Raw genomic sequence first — 15,959 nt, forward strand, 5'->3', positions numbered from 1 at the left:
GACCGGCTCGACGAGGGTGCGTCAGCCCGCGAGGGACGCCCCCACCCGCCGCAGCGCGGCGAGGTCGTGCACGTCCGTCGCCTCCGCGGCCGCCACGCTGACCAGCAGGCCGGGGCGGCTCGACCGCAGCTCCGCCAGCACCTGCGCGTGGCGCTCCGCCACCCGGTCCGACGCAGCCCCCACCCGCAGCAGTGCCCGGGCCGCCCGGGCCGCCCCAGCCTCCTGACTCCCTCCCGTCAGTCGCTCCGCGGCCCCGTCCGCCCCTCGTGCGTCCAGCGTCCCCGTCGCTGGGCGCACGAGCCGGTTGAGGACCAGCGCGGCGGCCGGCATCCCCTCGGACCGCAGGCGCCGCAGGAAGTAGTCCGCCTCGCGCAGCGCCGTCACCTCGGGCGTCGCCACCACCACGAACGCCGTGCCCGGCTCCGAGAGCCGGGCATAGGTCTGCTCGGCGCGCTCGCGGAAGCCGCCGAACATCGTGTCCAGCGCCGTCACGAAGGTCTGCACGTCCCCGAGCAGCTGCGTCCCCAGCACCTTGGACAGCACGCCCGACACCAGCGCCATGCCGCCACCGAGCGCCCGCACACCGACCCGTCCCCCGAGTCGTGCGGGGGCCGTGAGCAGCCGGATCAGCCGGCCGTCGAGGAAGGACCCGAGCCGCTCGGGCGCGTCCAGGAAGTCCAGCGCGGACCGGCTCGGGGGCGTGTCGACGACGATCAGGTCCCACGTGCCGTCCCGCTCGGCCTGCGTGCGGAGCTGGCCGAGCTTCTCCATCGCCATGTACTCCTGCGTGCCCGCGAACGAGCTCGACACCGACTGGTAGAAGGGGTTGGCGAGGATCTGCTCGGCGGCCTCCGGGGTCGCGTGCGCCACGACGACCTCGTCGAAGGTTCGCTTCATGTCGAGCATCATCGCGTCCAGGCGCCCGCCCCGCGTCTCGTCGATGCCGACCACGGTCCGCGGGCGGTCGTCGAGCTCGGACAGCCCGAGCGACTGGGCGAGCCGGCGCGCCGGGTCGATGGTGAGCACGACCACGCGGCGTCCGGCCTCGGCGGCGTGCAGGGCGAGGGCCGCGGACGTCGTGGTCTTGCCCACCCCGCCCGAGCCGCAGCAGAGCACCACGCGGGTGGCCGGGTCCCGGACCAGGGCGGCGAGGTCCGAGGCCGTATGCCGGGCGCCGGGGCGGGGCGGGGTCGTCATACGAGCGCTCCGACCTGCGAGGTGAGCGCGGCCGCGAGCCGGGGGAGGGTGCGCGGACCGGCGCCGCCCTCGAGCGTGGGCAGCAGGACGGTGGGGAGCTCCAGGGCGTCGAGGATCTCCTGCTGCTCGCCCTCGGCCAGGAGTCGCTCGGCGTGACCGCGGGCGTGCTCGAGGAGCCGGCGGGCGGTCTCGTCGGGGTCGGGGACCTGCGCCGCGCGCAGCTCCTCGGCGATGGCCGTCAGGTCGACGTCGCCGTCGACCGCCGCGTGGAAGGCGTCGAGGTCGTCCTCGCCGAGCCCGTCGTCGCGGACCTGGTTGACCACGAGCAGACCCGTGCGCAGGCCCGCGGCCCGCAGCTCGGTGATCGCCTCGACGGTCTCGGTCACGGGCATCTCCTCGAGGACCGTCACGAGGTGGACCACGGTCTGGTCCGAGTGGACGACCGCCGTGACCGCGTCGGCCTGCGCCTTGATCGGCCCCACGCGCGCCAGGTCGGCGACCTCGGCGTTGGCCTCGAGGAAGCGGACCACCCGACCGGTCGGCGGCGCGTCCACGACGACCACGTCATAGCTCTCGGGCGTGCCGCGACGCCGCTGGTGGCGGGGGGTGCGGCGGGTGGCCTCGTAGAGCTTGCCCATCACCAGCACGTCCCCGAGGCCCGGCGCGATGCTGGTCGCCAGGTCGACGGCACCCACCTGGTCCAGCACCGTCCCGGCGGGGCCGAGGTGGTAGTGGACGCGGAGGTACTCCATCAGCGAGGCCCGCGCATCGACCGCCAGCGCGTGCAGCTCGCCGCCCGCCGGCGTCACGTGCACCAGGCGTTCGTGGTCGTCGAGCGGGCTGCACCCGAGCACGGGGGCCAACGCCTGACGCTGCTCGACCTCGGCCAGCAGCACCCGGCGCCCGGACTCGGCCAGCGCCGTGGCCATCGCCGCCGCCACCGTCGTCTTGCCGGTGCCGCCCTTGCCGGTGACCACGTGCAGCCGGGCCTCGCGCCAGGCGTCCGGCCAGAGGTCGGGGGTGGGCGCGGTCGGCATACGGCTGATGCTAGTGCTGTGACCCTCGGCCGTGGTCGCTAGAGTGCGGGCATGACCACCTGGGAGTACGCCACCGTGCCGTTGATCGTCCACGCCACCAAGCAGATCCTCGACCAGTGGGGGCAGGACGGGTGGGAGCTCGTCACCGTCCTGCAGTCGGGCGAGGGCAACCTCGTCGCCTACCTCAAGCGCCCCAAGCAGGACTGACGAGGAGTCGCGCCATGAGTGCAGTCGAGGATCGTCTCGCCGAGCTCGGGCTCAGCGTCCCCGACGTCGCCGCCCCCGTCGCGGCCTACGTCCCGGCGCTGCGCGACGGCCGGCGCATCCACACCTCCGGGCAGCTGCCGATGGTCCAGGGCTCGCTCGCCGAGACCGGCAAGGTCGGCGAGGGCGACGGGCTCGTGAGCCCCGAGCGCGCCAAGGAGCTCGCGCAGGTGTGCGCCCTCAACGCCATCGCCGCCGTGAAGTCGGTCGTGGGTGACCTCGACCAGGTCGCGCAGGTCGTCAAGGTGGTCGGGTTCGTCGCGAGCGACCCGTCCTTCACCGGCCAGCCCGGCGTCGTCAACGGCGCGAGCGAGCTGCTCGGGCATGCCTTCGGCGACCGCGGGGTGCACGCGCGGTCCGCGGTCGGGGTGGCCGTCCTGCCGCTCGACGCGCCGGTCGAGGTCGAGATCACCGTCGCGCTCGCCGACGACTGAGGACGTGATGGGCGACCAGGGCGGGGTCGTGCGCGACTTCCCCGCGGGCGGGCTCGGGACGCGCGCCCGCGCGTGGCTCGACGGCGACGCCGAGGTGCGTCGGCACCAGGTCCCGCGGTATGCCGCCACGGTGCAGCTGGTCCGCGACGCGTCCGTGAGCGGGGCCGCCGACGACGAGTCATCGTGCGGCGTCGAGGTGTTCATGCTGCGCCGTGTCGCCTCGATGGCGTTCGCCCCCCGCATGATGGTCTTTCCCGGCGGCGGGGTGGACCCGCGCGACGCCGACCCCGCCCTGGTCGCCGAGCACTGGGCCGGGCCCTCGCCCGCGTCCTGGGCGGCTCGGATGGACTGCCCCGACGACGTCGCCCAGCAGCTCGTCGTGGCCGCGGTGCGCGAGGTGTTCGAGGAGTGCGGGGTGCTGCTGGCGGGGCCCGACGCGACCACCGTCGTCGAGGACGTGCGCGACGCGGGGTGGCACGCCGACCGGGTCGCGCTCGAGGCCCGCGAGCTGTCGTTCACCGAGCTGCTGCGGCGCCGTGGGCTCGTGCTGCGGTCCGACCTGCTGTCCTATCGCGCTCACTGGGTGACCCCGGAGTTCGAGCCGCGGCGCTACGACACGGCGTTCTTCGCGGCGCTGCTGCCGGTCGGGCAGGTCCCCGACGACGCGACCTCCGAGGCCGACGCCGCGGGGTGGTGGCGTCCGGCGGACGTGCTCGCCGGCGCGCGTGACGGCTCGGTGCTCATGCTGCCGCCCACCCTGGTGGCTGTCGAGCAGCTGGCGGGCGCCGCGTCCTCGGCCTCGTTCGTCGCCGAGGAGCCCCTGGTCTGGTCGATCTCGCCCGACCTGGTCGAGGACGACGAGGGGCGGATCTGGATGCGCGCTCGGGTGCCCGACACCGGAGCCCGCTCGTGACCGCCCCTGGCACCCGCCTGGTGCAGCCGCCACCGACCGCCACGCCCTGGCTCGGCGGTGCCGTGACCTCGCGGGCAACCTGTGTCCTCGCCCCCAACCCCAGCCCGATGACCCTGGACGGCACCAACACGTGGGTGCTCGCGGAGCCGGGCAGCGGTGCCGTGGCGGTCGTGGACCCAGGGCCGCTGGACGAGCAGCACCTGCGCGCCGTGATCTCGCTCGTCGAGGAGCGCGGCGCCCGCGTCACCCACACCCTGCTTACCCACGGCCACGCCGACCACGCCGAGGGTGCAGGCAGGTTCGCCGAGCTCACGGGCACCCGGGTGCAGGCGATCGGGGACGGTCACCACGACCTGCGCGAGGGCTCGGTGCTGCACGTCGGTGACCTCGAGGTGGCCGTCCTGGCGACGCCGGGCCACACGTCCGACTCCGTGTCCTTCGTGCTCCCGGCCGACAACACCGTGCTGACCGGCGACACCGTGCTGGGTCGCGGCACCACGGTCGTGGCGCACCCCGACGGCGTGCTCGCCGACTACCTCGCCTCGCTGCGGCGCCTCCGGTCGCTGACCGGCAGCGGCGCCGTCACCCGGATCCTGCCCGGGCACGGGCCGACGGTCGACGCGGCGGACGAGGCCGTCGCCTACTACCTGCGGCACCGCGCCGACCGGCTCGACCAGGTGCGCGCCGCCCTCGCCGCCGGAGACACCACCGCCGACGAGGTGGTCGAGCGGGTGTATGCCGACGTGCCGCGCGAGGTCTGGCCCGCGGCCCGGCTCAGCGTGCTCGCCCAGATCGCTTACCTGCCCACCAGCCCTGATGCCGCGGCCGTCACCGACGGGTAGCGACCCGCGAGGGCACGTTGAACGATAAAAGGCCCGCTGAGACAGCGAGAAGTGACCTCTCAGGGCGCGTGGGGCCGAGTCAGGGGCGGGCCTCCGGCATACGGCCGGAGAAATCCTCAGCGGGCGCGGCGGTAGAGGCGCTCGATGTCCAGCAGCACGACCGAGCGGGCCTCGAGACGGATCCAGCCGCGGCCGGCGAAGTCGGCCAGCGACTTGTTGACCGTCTCGCGCGAGGCGCCGACGAGCTGGGCCAGCTCCTCCTGGGTGAGGTCGTGCGCGACGAGGACGCCGTCCTCGCAGGGGCGACCGAAGCGGCGGGACAGGTCGACGAGGGCCTTGGCCACGCGGCCGGGCACGTCGGTGAAGACCATGTCGGCGAGGGACTCGTTGGTGCGGCGCAGGCGACGGGCGAGCGCGGCCAGCAGGGTGAGCGAGACGTCGGGGCGGGCGCCCAGCCAGGTGCGCAGGCTGTCGTGGCCGAGGCCGACCAGGGAGGTCTCGGCGACCGCGGTGGCGGTCAGCGTGCGGGGGCCGGGGTCGAAGAGCGACAGCTCGCCGAACATCTCGGCCGGCCCGAGCACCGCGAAGAGGTTCTCGCGCCCGTCGCCGCTCGTGCGCCCGAGCTTCACCTTGCCGTCGACGATGATGTACAGGGCGTCGCCCTGGGCTCCCTCGTGGAACAGCACCTCTCCCCGCTCGAGGCTCACGGGGCTCATCGAGGCCCGCAGCGTGCTGGCTGCCTCGTCGTCGAGCGCCGCGAAGAGCGGAGACCTTCTCACCACGTCGTTGTCCACGTCGGTCATTGTGCCATCACGGACGTGCAGGGGTGTGACGGACCGCACGAGTAGCCTGATCGGGTGTCCACCCTCGATCCCGCCTCGCGTCCGACGCCCACCGGCGAGTCGCCGCTCGCGCTCAAGCGCCGCGCCCGACGGACCTATCGCGTCCTGCACGACACCTATCCCTACGCCATCGCCGAGCTGGACTTCACGACGCCGCTGGAGCTGTTGGTCGCGACCGTCCTGTCGGCGCAGACGACCGACGTGGGGGTCAACAAGGTCACCCCGGCGGTCTTCGCGCGCTACCCGGACGCGGCGGCCTACGCAGCGGCGGACCGCACCGAGCTGGAGGAGCTGGTCCGGCCGACCGGCTTCTACCGCGCCAAGACCGACGCCCTGATCAAGCTCGGGACCGCCCTCGTCGAGCGGTATGACGGGCAGGTCCCGGGCCGCCTCAAGGACCTCGTGACGCTGCCCGGCGTGGGCCGCAAGACCGCCAACGTCGTGCTCGGCAACGCGTTCGACGTCCCGGGCATCACGGTGGACACGCACTTCGGGCGCCTGGCGCGGCGCCTCGGGTGGACCGCCGAGGAGGACCCGGTCAAGGTCGAGCACGAGGTCGGCGCGCTGTTCCCCCGCAAGGAGTGGACGATGCTGTCGCACGTCCTCATCTACCACGGACGCCGCATCTGCCATGCCCGCAAGCCGGCGTGCGGGGTGTGCCCCGTGGCGGACCTCTGTCCGTCATACGGCGAGGGAGAGACCGACGCGACCAAGGCGCGCACGCTCGCCAAGTTCGAGCTCGCCCCCGGCGCACCCTGGCCGGAGCGGCTGGGAGAGGCCCCCTCGGGCCTGGCCGCCCGCTGGGCGCAGGAGGGCGTATGACGGTGGCCCGGCCCACCTGGCTGGACGAGCTCGTGGGCCAGGTGGAGACCACCCCGGCCCACTACTACTCAAGCTTCCTGCCGCCCGATCACGGAGCGGGACGGCGCGCCGGCGTGCTCGTCCTCGTCGGCCCCCGTGACGAGGATCCGGGCGACCACGACATCCTGCTCACCGAGCGCGCGCACGGGATGCGGACGCACGCGGGGCAGGTCGCCTTCCCCGGCGGATCGCTCGACCCGGAGGACCGCGACGTCATCGACGCGGCGCTGCGGGAGGCCCACGAGGAGGTGGGCCTGGACCGGTCCTCCATCGACGTGCTCGCGACCCTGCCCGAGCTCTACATGCCCCACCGCGACTTCGGGATCACCCCCGTCGTCGGGTGGTGGCGCGACCCCCACCCGCTGACGGCCGGCGACCCGCGCGAGGTCGCCTCGGTCCTGCGGGCACCCGTCTCCGAGCTCGTCGACCCCGCCAACCGGTTCACCGTGACGCATCCCAACGGCTACCGCGGGCCGGCGTTCGAGGTCGACGGGCTGCTCGTCTGGGGCTTCACGGCGGGGATCATCGCCAAGCTGCTGGACCTCGCGGGTCTCGCCGAGCCGTGGGACGACTCGCGTCACGAGGAACTTCCCGAGCGCATGTGGCGCTGAGCAGGCATGAGCCCAGTCGTCCTCGACGTGATCCTGCTCGTCGCCCTCGGCCTGCACGCCGCCGCGGGCTGGCGTCGCGGTCTGGTCATGTCCGCCTTCGCGACGGCGGGCCTGGTCGCCGGGGCCGTCCTCGGCCTGCGCGCCCTGCCGCCGCTGCTCGAGAACGCCCAGGCGCTGCGTGACTCCCTCCTGCTGCGGGCCGCGGTCCTGGCGCTCGGGGTCCTGCTGCTCGCGGTGATCGGGGAGGCCCTGCTCGGACGTCTCGGCGCGCACCTGCGGTCGCGCAACCGCCTGCGCCCCACCCAGCTGCTGGACGCCGTCACCGGGGCCGTGGCGTCGGTGCTGGTCCTGGCCACGATCTACTGGTTCGTCGGGGACACCCTGCGCACGGCCGCGCCGGGGAGCGTGGCCCGCACCGTCGCCGGGTCGCGCGTGCTCGGGGCCGTCGACGCGGTGATGCCCGCCCAGGTCGGGCGGGCGTTCGCAGACTTCCGGTCGCAGGTCGAGGCCAGCGAGTTCCCCCGCGTCTTCGAGGGGATGGGGGCCGAGCCGATCGCGCCCGCCGCCCCGCCGGACCCGCGCGTCGCCCAGACGGCCGGCGTGGTCGCCGCGCGCGACTCGATCGTCAAGGTCGTCGGGGACGCGCCCGTGTGCCGTCGCGAGCAGGACGGCAGCGGCTGGGTGATGTCGCCGCAGCGGGTCGTCACCAACGCCCACGTGGTCGCCGGCACCGAGCGGGTCCGGGTGCAGGTCGGTGGGCAGGGACGGTCGTATGCCGCCACCGTCGTCTCGTTCGACCCCCGCCTGGACGTGGCGGTGCTGCACGTCCCCGCCCTGCGGGCGCGACCGCTGCAGGTCGCCGACACGCTGCGCTCCGACGCGGACGCGGTGGTCGCGGGCTTCCCCGGCGGCGGGCCCTATCGCCTCGGCGCCGCCCGCGTCCGCTCGGTCATGTCGGCCCGTGGCGCCGACATCTACGGCAGCACGGGGGCCGTGCGCCAGGTCTACTCCCTCTATGCCACCGTCCGTCCCGGCAACTCGGGCGGCCCGCTGCTCACCACCGACGGACGCGTGGCGGGCACGATCTTCGCCCAGTCGGTCGACGACCCCAGCACGGGCTACGCCCTGACCAGCGCGGCCACCCGGCCCATCCTCGCGGAGGGTGTCTCCGACACCTCGCCCGCCGCCACGGGATCCTGCTCCGCCGCCTGACCGCGCACGACATGTCGTGAGCTGGGAGCTCAGTTCGGGTCGTGCGGGGCGCCGAAAGGAGGGGTCAGGCGACATGTCGTGAGCTGGGAGCTCAGTTCGGGTCGTGTGGGGCGCCGAAAGGAGGGGTCAGGCGACATGTCGTGAGCTGGGAGCTCAGTTCGTGTCGTCCGGGGCGCCCAGGGCGGGATCAGCGCGGCAAGGCGGCGAGCCAGGGGAGGAGCAGGGCGTCCACGCGGTCCGGGGCTTCCTCGGCGACGAAGTGGCCCGTGCCCGGCAAGAGGTGGGCGTCCAGGCCGGACGCGGCGTAGCGTGCCGAGCCGCCCATCGTGATCGGCAGCACGGCGCGGTCCTCGGCGCCGTGCAGGTGGAGGGCGGGCACGCGCATGGGGCGACGCAGCGCCGCGGCCCACTGCCGCCCGGAGATCCACAGCTGGGAGCGAGCCATCCAGCGGTAGTACTCCGCCGCGGAGTGCGCCACGAACGGCAGGGCCATCTGCTCGGCATACCGGGTGGTGATGTCGACGTCCAGCCAGGTCGCGCCGGGGGCCGACCACTCGGTGAGGATGCGCGCGACGTAGCCCGAGGCCGGGTCGCCGAGGCGGCGCTCCGGCACGAACGGCCGCTGCAGCCCGGCGAACGTGCGGCCCGCCTGGATCTGCGTGGGCAGGGTCAACGACGCCGTGCGCAGGGCGAGCGGGTGCGGGGCGCCGAGCGCGACCACCGCTCGGGTCGCCGGGGGCTGCAGGGACGGCATCGACCAGGCGATCCAGGCGCCGAGCCCCTGGCCGACGACCACGGCCGAGCGCTCGCCGAGGGAGCGCACCACGCTCGCGACGTCGGCGGCGGACGTGAAGGTGTCATAGCCGACGGGCGGCTTGTCCGACGAGCCGAAGCCCCGCAGGTCAAGGGCAGCCACGCGATAGCCGGCCTCGGCCAGCGAGACCAGCTGGTGCCGCCAGGCCCACCAGAACTGCGGGAAGTCGTGCAGCAGCAGCACGAGCGGGCCGGTCCCGGCCTCGGCGACGTGGAACCTCGCGCCGTTCGCGGACACGAACCGGTGCCGCCAGGGCCCCGGGACCAGGGTGCTGGCGGCGTCACGCATGGTGCCGTCGTTCATCGGCCCCATCCTGGCAAAGGTCGGGCGGGGCGCACCAACGGCTCGCGGGTCGGCGGGGTGGGGTCATGACGCAGGGCCGTGACGCAGGGTCATGGTGCTGAGTCATGACGGAGGGTGGGGACGACAGCGGCCCCCTCCCTGGTGGGGAGGGGGCCGCTGGTCGGACCAGGTGGTCGGTGCTCAGGCGCGCGTGGCGCCGGCCTCGCTGCGGGTGTCCGTCGCGTCGGTCGTCGCGTAGGTCGACGTGGCCTCGCGGGACGTGGTCTCCCGGGCCGAGCCGTAGGCCGCGGTGCGCTGCTCGGTGACCGCCGGGCGGGAGGTGTTGGGCTTGAGGGCCTCGACCGTCTCCTGCGCGTTGCGGATGGTGCGCTCGGGCTTGACGTTGACGGTGCTCAGGGCCTTCTTGCCGACCATCGCGAGGATGCCGGCGACGACCAGCAGCACGATGGCGACGATCAGGAAGGACAGCCACGGGGCCAGGCCGAGGGCGATCAGGCCGTAGGCCGCGGCGATCAGCAGCAGGATCAGGGCGAGGAAGGCGAAGACGCCCGCGCCGGCGAACATGCCGATGCCCTTGCCGGCCTTGGCGACGTCGGTCTTGACCTCGGCCTTGGCGAGCTGGATCTCGTTGCGCATGATGCTCGACACGTCCTGCGTCGCGTCGGCGACCAGCTGGCCGATGGTGCGAGCAGTGGTGTCGCTGCCGTAGTTGCGCGCCTCGCGGTCGCGGTCGGCGCGGCGAGCGTCGTGCTCCTGCTCGGTGTAGGACGTGGACATGGGGGCGACTCCTCGTGGACTGTGGGATCGAGATCCCGGGGCAGGGTTCGATCATGTCATTCACACATTCACCCGAAACCATACCTACATCGCGGTGGCCGCCGGGGGAGGTTCCGCGACGCGGGCACGGCTCGCACCTCGGACGATCTGGTGGACGACTTGTGGACGACGCGGTCGGGTCAGGCCAGCAGGCAGGCGACGAGCACAGCCACGCTGAAGCCGATCTCCACGAGCCCGACCTGCAGCGGCGTGATCTGGCGCCCGCGCAGCGGGCCGAGGGTCGGCATCGCCCAGGCGCGTGCGGTCGCGAGGGCCAGCACCACGGTGGCCAGGACGAGAGCGGCCCCCGAGACACCGGTGGCCAGCGCCGGTATGCCGCCCAGCGCCGCCGCGAGCAGCACCGCCGTCACCGCCGCGTGATAGGCCACGGACGCCGCGAACCAGCGCCGGTCCCCGCGCTCGCGGATCATCGTCTTGACATAGACGACCGTGCCGAAGAAGTAGGCCAGCTGCAGCAGCGTCACGAACGCCACGACCCTGACCTGGTCGGGTCGGCGCGCGGCGACGTCGGCGACGGCGCTCACCGCGCCCAGGGGGAGCCGGGCCGGCAGACCTGCGCTCCACAGGACGGGCGTCACGAGGCAGGCCGCGGTGACGGTGACCAGCCCGCTGAGGGTGGCCCGGTCCCGACGGCGCGACGCGAGGACCAGGGCCACCGCCAGGAGCGGGGCGGCCACGACGAGCCAGCCCGTGAGCCCGGGTCCGAGCGCCATGACGGCGACCCCGAGGACGCCTCCGGCGACGGCATACGCCCGGACCGGGGGCCAGTATCGGGGCTTGCGACGAGCCTTGAGCCACAACGTGACCGCGTTGAGCAGGAAGTAGCCGACGACCGTGATCACGAGGACCGGCAGGGCCACCCACCGCCAGCCGTGGTCGCGCACCAGCAGCACCGCGCCGGTCACCGCGGGGACCACGAGCATGGCCCAGGCACCGTGCTGCTGGGGGACCCAGCCGGGGGCGCGCTTCCTGCCTCGGGTCATGAGGACAGCGTGCCATCCTCGCGACGCCCGTCCTGGCGCCCGCGGTGACGGCCGTCCTTGAGGCCGTCGGGGGTGATGCTGCCGTGGGCCTCGTAGACGTCCGGGACACCGTCGAGGTCGAGGTCCTCGGCCTCGCGCGCCGCGATCCGGGCGTAGTGCCGGTTGCGGCTGCGCAGGACGACCGACGCGAGCACGGCCGCGACCAGCGAGCCCAGCAGGACGGCCAGCTTGACGTGGTCGTCCCGCGCGGAGCCGGCGCCGTAGGCCAGCTCGCCGACCAGCAGCGACACCGTGAACCCGATGCCAGCCAGCAGGGACAGGCCGGCGATGTCGGCCCAGGCGAGGTCGCTGTCGAGCTCGGCCTTGGTGAAGCGGGCCAGGAGCCAGGTCGCGCCGAGGATCCCGACGAACTTGCCGACGACCAGGCCGGCGACGACGCCCTGCGCGGCCGGGTCGCTGACGGCCTCGCCGAAGCCGCCACCCACGACCGTGACGCCGGCCGCGAAGAACGCGAACAGCGGCACCGCCACGCCCGCCGACACGGGGCGCACGACGTGCTCGAGTCGGTGGCCGACGTCGACCGGGGTGACCAGGCCGAGCAGGACGCCGGCGACGGTCGCGTGGATCCCGGACGCGTGGACCAGGCCCCAGGTGAGCAGCGCCAACGGGATCAGCAGCCACGGGGAGGTCCAGCCGCGCCGCGTCGCCAGGGCGAACGCCGCGAGGGGGACGAGGGCGGCGAGCAGCGCCAGGGCCTGCAGCGACTCGGTGTAGGCGACGGCGATGATCGTGATCGCGATGAGGTCGTCGACGACGGCCAGCGTCAGCAGGAAGGACCGCAGCGCGGACGGCAGGTGGGTGCCGATGACGGCGAGCACCGCGAGGGCGAACGCGATGTCGGTGGCGGTGGGGATGGCCCAGCCGCGCAGGACGTCACCGCCCCCGCCGCGCAGCATCCCGACACCCAGGAAGAGCAGGGCGGGCAGGATCACGCCGGCGCAGGCCGCCGCCACGGGGACGGTCGCCTTGCGGATGTCGGACAGGTCGCCGCGCGTGAACTCGTGCTTGAGCTCGATGCCGGCGACGAAGAAGAAGATCGCGAGCAGGCCGTCGGCCGCCCAGTGCCCGACCGAGAGATCGAGGTGCAGCGCCGATGGGCCGACGTGCAGGTCGCGGAGAGCGGCATACGACTCCCGCCAGGGCGTGTTGGCCCAGACCAGGGCGGCCAGGGCCGCGACGAGGAGGAGGGCGCCTCCGACGGTCTCGGTGCGCAGCGCCGCGGTGATGCGCTGGGTCTCGCGCCAGCTGCCGCGGGCGAAGAGTCGGGAGCTGCCGGTGGCGGAGGGGCGCGGGGAGTTCGCTGGCATGATGCCTTTCGCGGACGAGGTGGGGACCCGGTCGAGGGGTCGCGAGGGACGACGCCGACCAGACTTCCCGGCACACCAACGGGCATTCTATCGCGTCCGAGCGGTCGCTCGGGCGCTCTGGGAGCGCGAGAGGTCGCGCGGCCACCGGCGTCCGAGCAACGCATGGCCGGATCGGGAAGCCCCGGTGAACACCTCGTCGTGGACCCCGGGCACGGCCCCCAGCAGCCCGGCGAGGCCCTGACCATGGAGACATGGCCTACGGCGACGGTCCCTTCCCCCTGGCGCTCGCGCACCGCGGTGGCGCGCAGCTGGCCCCCGAGAACACCCTGGCGGCGTTCGAGCGATCGGTGGCGCTCGGGGTGCGCTACCTCGAGTCCGACGTGCGGCTCACCGCCGACGGACAGCTCGTGTGCTTCCACGACGAGACGCTCGACCGCATCACCGACGGCACCGGCCCAGTGGCAGGCCGCAGCCTGCGCGAGCTCCAGCGGCTGCGGGTGTGCGGGCAGGAGCAGGTGCCGACCCTGGTGGAGGCGCTCGAGGCCTTCCCCGACGCGTGCTTCTCGATCGACCTCAAGGACGAGTCCGCACTCGAGCCGCTGGTGCAGGTCCTGCGGATCCGGCGCTATCGCGAGCGGGTGTGCGTCGCCGGCGCGTGGGACGGCTGGCTGCGTCGGGTCCGCGAGGGTGCCCCGGGCGTGGCCACCTCCCTCGGCTGGCGCTCCCTGACCACGCTGATCGCCTGCTCGCGCGCCGGCGTGCCCGTGCCGCGCTGGATCGGCTCGGCGCCGTTCGCGCACGTGCCGATCCAGCTGGGGCGCGTCCCGATCTTCGTCGAGGAGGTGGTGCACCTGGCCCACTCCGTCGGGGTGCGGGTCATCACCTGGACGTGCAACGACCCGGTCGCGATGGACCGCCTGCTGTCGCTCGGCGTCGACGGCGTCATCTCGGACCGCCCCGACCTGCTGCGCGAGGTCCTGGTCGCCCGCGGCGACTGGGTGCCGATGCCTGGCGCGGTTCCGGCCGCCGACGAGCACGAGGTGGGGCTGCCGGGCAACCTGTGACAGGCTCGCTGCGTCCTCCGAGGAGCAGTCCTTCGAGCAGCTGGGACGTGCCGACGAGCCAGGGGGTGCCCGCATGGTCGACGACCTCGACGGTCTGGTGCGTCGCGCCGGCCCGCTCGTCTGGCGCTGGGCGCAGGCGATCGTGCCCCGGCCCGCCGCCCGTGAGGTGACCGAGGACGTGCTCGTCACCCTGGCTGGGCGGCGCGGTGAGGCCTCCCACGGCCAGGTGCGAGCCGTCGCCGAGCGCCGGATCCGGCTGGCCGCCCGCGAGCAGGACGTGCCCCAGCCCGACCACGACGACCTCGACGCCCTGTGGGGACGCGCCGCGAGCCTCGCCGGCGACGGGGTGTGCCCCGTCTCGGCCGACGACGTGCGGGCCCGTATGACGACCGCCCACCGTCGTCGCCAGGTCACCGCCCTGGCGCTGGCCGGAGCACTCGTGGTCGCCGGCGGGTGGGTCGCCGTCGACCGGCTGCGTGACGGCACGCCTTCGCCCACGACCACGCAGTCACCCACCGCGTCCCCGACCTCGAGCGGCGGTGCGGCGTCGCCCACGGCATACCCGCCCTCGTCCACGACCCCGTCGTGGACGCCGACCCAGAGCGGGTCGGCGCAGCCGACCCCCGTCCCGGAGCCGGACGTCCTGCCGCTCGAGGCCTACGAGGCCGCCCTCGGCACGGCGGCAGGCCGCCGGACGAGCGCCCTGCCCCGCGTCGAGCAGCAGGGCGCGGACCTGTGGCTGGTGCGCGGCTCGGGCACGACCCGCCTGGCGCGGTCCTCCGGCAGGCCGGACCTGGCGATGGTCACGCCGGTGGCCTTCGGACCGGACGGCGGCGCCGTCGTGGTCCTCGCCGACCAGGGCGGCCAGGGCGAGATGGGGACGGAGCTGCGGTGGTGGAAGGGACAGGGGGCGCCGGTCAGGGCGGCGGGTGGCGAGATCAGTGGCTTCGCCGTGTCCCCGGACGGGTCCCGGCTGGCCTACGTCGAGTGGGCGACCGACGGGGGTCCGGCGCCGTTCACGGTCCGGGTGATCGACGCCGCGACGGGCACCGAGGTCGCGCGTCAGGAGGTGCCGACCTCCGCGTGGGTGGCGTCCTGGACCACGCGCGGGGTCCTGATCATGCAGACCGTGATGCCCGAGACACCCACGCCGACCGGCACGGCCGGCCCGAGCGGCGACCCGACGCCGGCGGAGGGCCGGCAGGGCACGCTCCACTTCCTCTGGGAGCTGGGGCAACGGATGCGCCACCTCGACCTGCCGGACGACGCGGTCGTCGCGCCGGACTCGCAGGGCGACCCGGCCTATGTCATGCGCCTGGACGACGGACGCGCGTGCACCTACCGGGTGCCGGTCAGCGACATCACGTCGACGTCGCACCCGTGCCTGCCGACGGAGGCCATGGCGCCGACGGCGACCAGCCCGGACGGGCGATACCAGGCCCGGACCGCGGGGCCCGTGCAGGTCATGGACCTGCACAGCGGACGCTGGCGGGCCTATGGCGGCAGCAACCCCGCCATGCGGTCGCCGGCGACGATGATCTCGGGGTGGGAGGACGGGCGCACCCTGCTGCTGGCGGTGAACCCGGACGACGGCAAGGCGCCGGTCATGCTGCGCTGGGACGTCGAGACGGACGCCGTCGAGCGGGTGCCCGGCCCGCCGACGGTCGTCGTCCCCGCCCTCCGCACCTTCCCTCGGTAGTCAGTCCTGGGACATCCCCTGCTTGATGAAGTCCATGACCGAGGCGTCCGTCAGCGTCGTCGAGTCGCCGATCTCGCGGCCCTCGGCGACGTCCTTGAGCAGGCGCCGCATGATCTTGCCGGATCGCGTCTTGGGCAGCTCGGTGACGATCATGACCGACTTGGGCTTGGCGATCGGGCTGATCTCCTTGGCGACGTGGGACCGCAGCTCCTCGACCGTGGAGTCGCTCTGCTGCGCGCCCTCGCGCAGGATCACGAACGCGCACACGGCCTGACCGGTCGTGTCGTCCGCCGCCCCGACGACGGCCGCCTCGGCCACCGACGGGTGCGACACCAGGGCCGACTCGATCTCGGCGGTGGACAGGCGGTGGCCCGAGACGTTCATGACGTCGTCGACCCGGCCGAGCAGCCAGATGTTGCCGTCCGCGTCGTACTTCGCGCCGTCGCCGGCGAAGTAGTACTTCTCGCCGAAGCGGCTCCAGTAGGTGTCCTTGTAGCGCTCCGGGTCGCCCCAGATGCCGCGCAGCATCGACGGCCACGGCTTGGTGAGCACGAGGTAGCCGACCTTCTCGGCCTCGGTGAACGGCTCGCCCGCGTCGTCGAGGATCTCGGCGCTGATGCCCGGGATGGGCCGCTGCGCCGAGCCCGGCTCCAGCGAGGTGACGCCCGGCAGGGGGCTG

General features: G+C 74.1%; 17 protein-coding genes. 9 read left to right on the top strand and 8 right to left on the bottom strand.

The genetic code is table 11. The annotated features are described in order from the left end of the window. Positions 1-21 precede the first annotated feature (21 nt). Together B4E97_RS12260 and B4E97_RS12265 are read right to left on the bottom strand one after the other, a co-directional pair. Positions 22-1,197, bottom strand: a complete 1,176-nt coding sequence (locus B4E97_RS12260) for an ArsA family ATPase (protein WP_286960052.1) — start codon at positions 1,195-1,197, stop codon at positions 22-24. Continuing rightward, on the bottom strand, positions 1,194-2,234 hold the full coding sequence (locus B4E97_RS12265; RefSeq protein WP_286960053.1) for an ArsA-related P-loop ATPase: 1,041 nt from the start codon (positions 2,232-2,234) through the stop codon (positions 1,194-1,196). The genes B4E97_RS12260 and B4E97_RS12265 overlap by 4 nt, the downstream gene beginning before the upstream one ends. A 51-nt stretch (positions 2,235-2,285) precedes the next feature. Between B4E97_RS12265 and B4E97_RS12270 the strand changes: the two genes are divergently transcribed. From B4E97_RS12270 to B4E97_RS12285, 4 genes are read left to right on the top strand one after another with little or no spacing between them, the layout of a single operon-like run. After that, positions 2,286-2,441: a hypothetical protein gene (locus B4E97_RS12270; RefSeq protein WP_286960054.1), complete on the top strand. Its 156-nt coding sequence runs from the start codon at positions 2,286-2,288 to the stop codon at positions 2,439-2,441. Positions 2,442-2,455: 14 nt separating this feature from the next. Continuing rightward, positions 2,456-2,932: a RidA family protein gene (locus tag B4E97_RS12275; RefSeq protein WP_286960055.1), complete on the top strand. Its 477-nt coding sequence runs from the start codon at positions 2,456-2,458 to the stop codon at positions 2,930-2,932. 7 nt (positions 2,933-2,939) lie between these two features. Then, complete coding sequence (locus B4E97_RS12280) at positions 2,940-3,845, top strand: NUDIX hydrolase (RefSeq protein ID WP_019285158.1); 906 nt, start codon at positions 2,940-2,942, stop codon at positions 3,843-3,845. Then, positions 3,842-4,687: an MBL fold metallo-hydrolase gene (locus B4E97_RS12285; protein ID WP_376786868.1), complete on the top strand. Its 846-nt coding sequence runs from the start codon at positions 3,842-3,844 to the stop codon at positions 4,685-4,687. Before B4E97_RS12280 ends, B4E97_RS12285 begins: the two co-directional genes overlap by 4 nt. 116 nt (positions 4,688-4,803) lie before the next feature. On the opposite strand, the gene B4E97_RS12290 is transcribed toward B4E97_RS12285, so the two are convergent. Continuing rightward, positions 4,804-5,481: a Crp/Fnr family transcriptional regulator gene (locus tag B4E97_RS12290; protein WP_029211765.1), complete on the bottom strand. Its 678-nt coding sequence runs from the start codon at positions 5,479-5,481 to the stop codon at positions 4,804-4,806. Between the two features lie 63 nt (positions 5,482-5,544). Here B4E97_RS12290 and nth point away from each other — a divergent pair, with 63 nt between their 5' ends. Genes nth through B4E97_RS12305 form a run of 3 tightly spaced genes read left to right on the top strand, consistent with a single transcriptional unit; the run spans position 5,545 to position 8,213 of the window. Then, complete coding sequence (gene nth, locus B4E97_RS12295) at positions 5,545-6,351, top strand: endonuclease III (protein ID WP_019285155.1); 807 nt, start codon at positions 5,545-5,547, stop codon at positions 6,349-6,351. Then, positions 6,348-7,001 carry an NUDIX hydrolase gene (locus B4E97_RS12300; RefSeq protein WP_286960056.1) on the top strand — a complete coding sequence of 218 codons (654 nt, stop codon included), beginning with the start codon at positions 6,348-6,350 and terminating at the stop codon, positions 6,999-7,001. Before nth ends, B4E97_RS12300 begins: the two co-directional genes overlap by 4 nt. Positions 7,002-7,007: 6 nt before the next feature. Further along, a complete protein-coding gene (locus B4E97_RS12305; protein WP_286960058.1) occupies positions 7,008-8,213 on the top strand; it encodes a MarP family serine protease in 1,206 nt (401 codons plus the stop codon). 187 nt (positions 8,214-8,400) lie between these two features. On the opposite strand, the gene B4E97_RS12310 is transcribed toward B4E97_RS12305, so the two are convergent. The 4 genes from B4E97_RS12310 to nhaA all read right to left on the bottom strand — a co-directional run bounded on the left by B4E97_RS12310 (position 8,401) and on the right by nhaA (position 12,517). Next, positions 8,401-9,330 carry an alpha/beta fold hydrolase gene (locus B4E97_RS12310; RefSeq protein ID WP_286960059.1) on the bottom strand — a complete coding sequence of 310 codons (930 nt, stop codon included), beginning with the start codon at positions 9,328-9,330 and terminating at the stop codon, positions 8,401-8,403. A gap of 180 nt (positions 9,331-9,510) precedes the next feature. Next, entirely contained in the window at positions 9,511-10,107 is a 597-nt protein-coding gene (locus B4E97_RS12315) for a phage holin family protein (RefSeq protein WP_029212948.1), read from the bottom strand. Positions 10,108-10,286: 179 nt separating this feature from the next. Then, complete coding sequence (locus tag B4E97_RS12320) at positions 10,287-11,150, bottom strand: YwiC-like family protein (protein ID WP_286960061.1); 864 nt, start codon at positions 11,148-11,150, stop codon at positions 10,287-10,289. Further along, the gene (nhaA, locus tag B4E97_RS12325; protein WP_286960062.1) at positions 11,147-12,517 is read right to left on the bottom strand and encodes a Na+/H+ antiporter NhaA; all 1,371 of its coding nucleotides are present in this window, start codon (positions 12,515-12,517) and stop codon (positions 11,147-11,149) included. The genes B4E97_RS12320 and nhaA overlap by 4 nt, the downstream gene beginning before the upstream one ends. A gap of 251 nt (positions 12,518-12,768) precedes the next feature. Here nhaA and B4E97_RS12330 point away from each other — a divergent pair, with 251 nt between their 5' ends. Together B4E97_RS12330 and B4E97_RS12335 are read left to right on the top strand one after the other, a co-directional pair. Beyond that, a complete protein-coding gene (locus B4E97_RS12330) occupies positions 12,769-13,581 on the top strand; it encodes a glycerophosphodiester phosphodiesterase family protein (RefSeq protein WP_239264271.1) in 813 nt (270 codons plus the stop codon). Positions 13,582-13,654: 73 nt separating this feature from the next. Continuing rightward, positions 13,655-15,280 (top strand): hypothetical protein, encoded by a 1,626-nt coding sequence (locus tag B4E97_RS12335; RefSeq protein WP_239264273.1) that lies wholly within the window; start codon positions 13,655-13,657, stop codon positions 15,278-15,280. On the opposite strand, the gene B4E97_RS12340 is transcribed toward B4E97_RS12335, so the two are convergent. Beyond that, the coding region (locus B4E97_RS12340) for an AMP-binding enzyme (RefSeq protein WP_286960063.1) at positions 15,281-15,959 on the bottom strand (679 nt) is incomplete at its 5' end.

Source organism: Arsenicicoccus sp. UBA7492 (assembly GCF_002479615.1).
Classification (GTDB): domain Bacteria; phylum Actinomycetota; class Actinomycetes; order Actinomycetales; family Dermatophilaceae; genus Arsenicicoccus; species Arsenicicoccus bolidensis.

Excerpts from the sequence above, each read along its gene's own strand:
- B4E97_RS12260 (WP_286960052.1), bottom strand. The coding sequence starts at position 1,197 with ATGACGACCCCGCCCCGCCCCGGCGCCCGGCATACGGCCTCGGACCTC.
- B4E97_RS12265 (WP_286960053.1), bottom strand. The coding sequence starts at position 2,234 with ATGCCGACCGCGCCCACCCCCGACCTCTGGCCGGACGCCTGGCGCGAG.
- B4E97_RS12270 (WP_286960054.1), top strand. The coding sequence starts at position 2,286 with ATGACCACCTGGGAGTACGCCACCGTGCCGTTGATCGTCCACGCCACC.
- B4E97_RS12275 (WP_286960055.1), top strand. The coding sequence starts at position 2,456 with ATGAGTGCAGTCGAGGATCGTCTCGCCGAGCTCGGGCTCAGCGTCCCC.
- B4E97_RS12280 (WP_019285158.1), top strand. The coding sequence starts at position 2,940 with ATGGGCGACCAGGGCGGGGTCGTGCGCGACTTCCCCGCGGGCGGGCTC.
- B4E97_RS12300 (WP_286960056.1), top strand. The coding sequence starts at position 6,348 with ATGACGGTGGCCCGGCCCACCTGGCTGGACGAGCTCGTGGGCCAGGTG.
- B4E97_RS12305 (WP_286960058.1), top strand. The coding sequence starts at position 7,008 with ATGAGCCCAGTCGTCCTCGACGTGATCCTGCTCGTCGCCCTCGGCCTG.
- B4E97_RS12310 (WP_286960059.1), bottom strand. The coding sequence starts at position 9,330 with ATGAACGACGGCACCATGCGTGACGCCGCCAGCACCCTGGTCCCGGGG.
- B4E97_RS12315 (WP_029212948.1), bottom strand. The coding sequence starts at position 10,107 with ATGTCCACGTCCTACACCGAGCAGGAGCACGACGCTCGCCGCGCCGAC.
- B4E97_RS12320 (WP_286960061.1), bottom strand. The coding sequence starts at position 11,150 with ATGACCCGAGGCAGGAAGCGCGCCCCCGGCTGGGTCCCCCAGCAGCAC.
- nhaA (WP_286960062.1), bottom strand. The coding sequence starts at position 12,517 with ATGCCAGCGAACTCCCCGCGCCCCTCCGCCACCGGCAGCTCCCGACTC.
- B4E97_RS12330 (WP_239264271.1), top strand. The coding sequence starts at position 12,769 with ATGGCCTACGGCGACGGTCCCTTCCCCCTGGCGCTCGCGCACCGCGGT.
- B4E97_RS12335 (WP_239264273.1), top strand. The coding sequence starts at position 13,655 with ATGGTCGACGACCTCGACGGTCTGGTGCGTCGCGCCGGCCCGCTCGTC.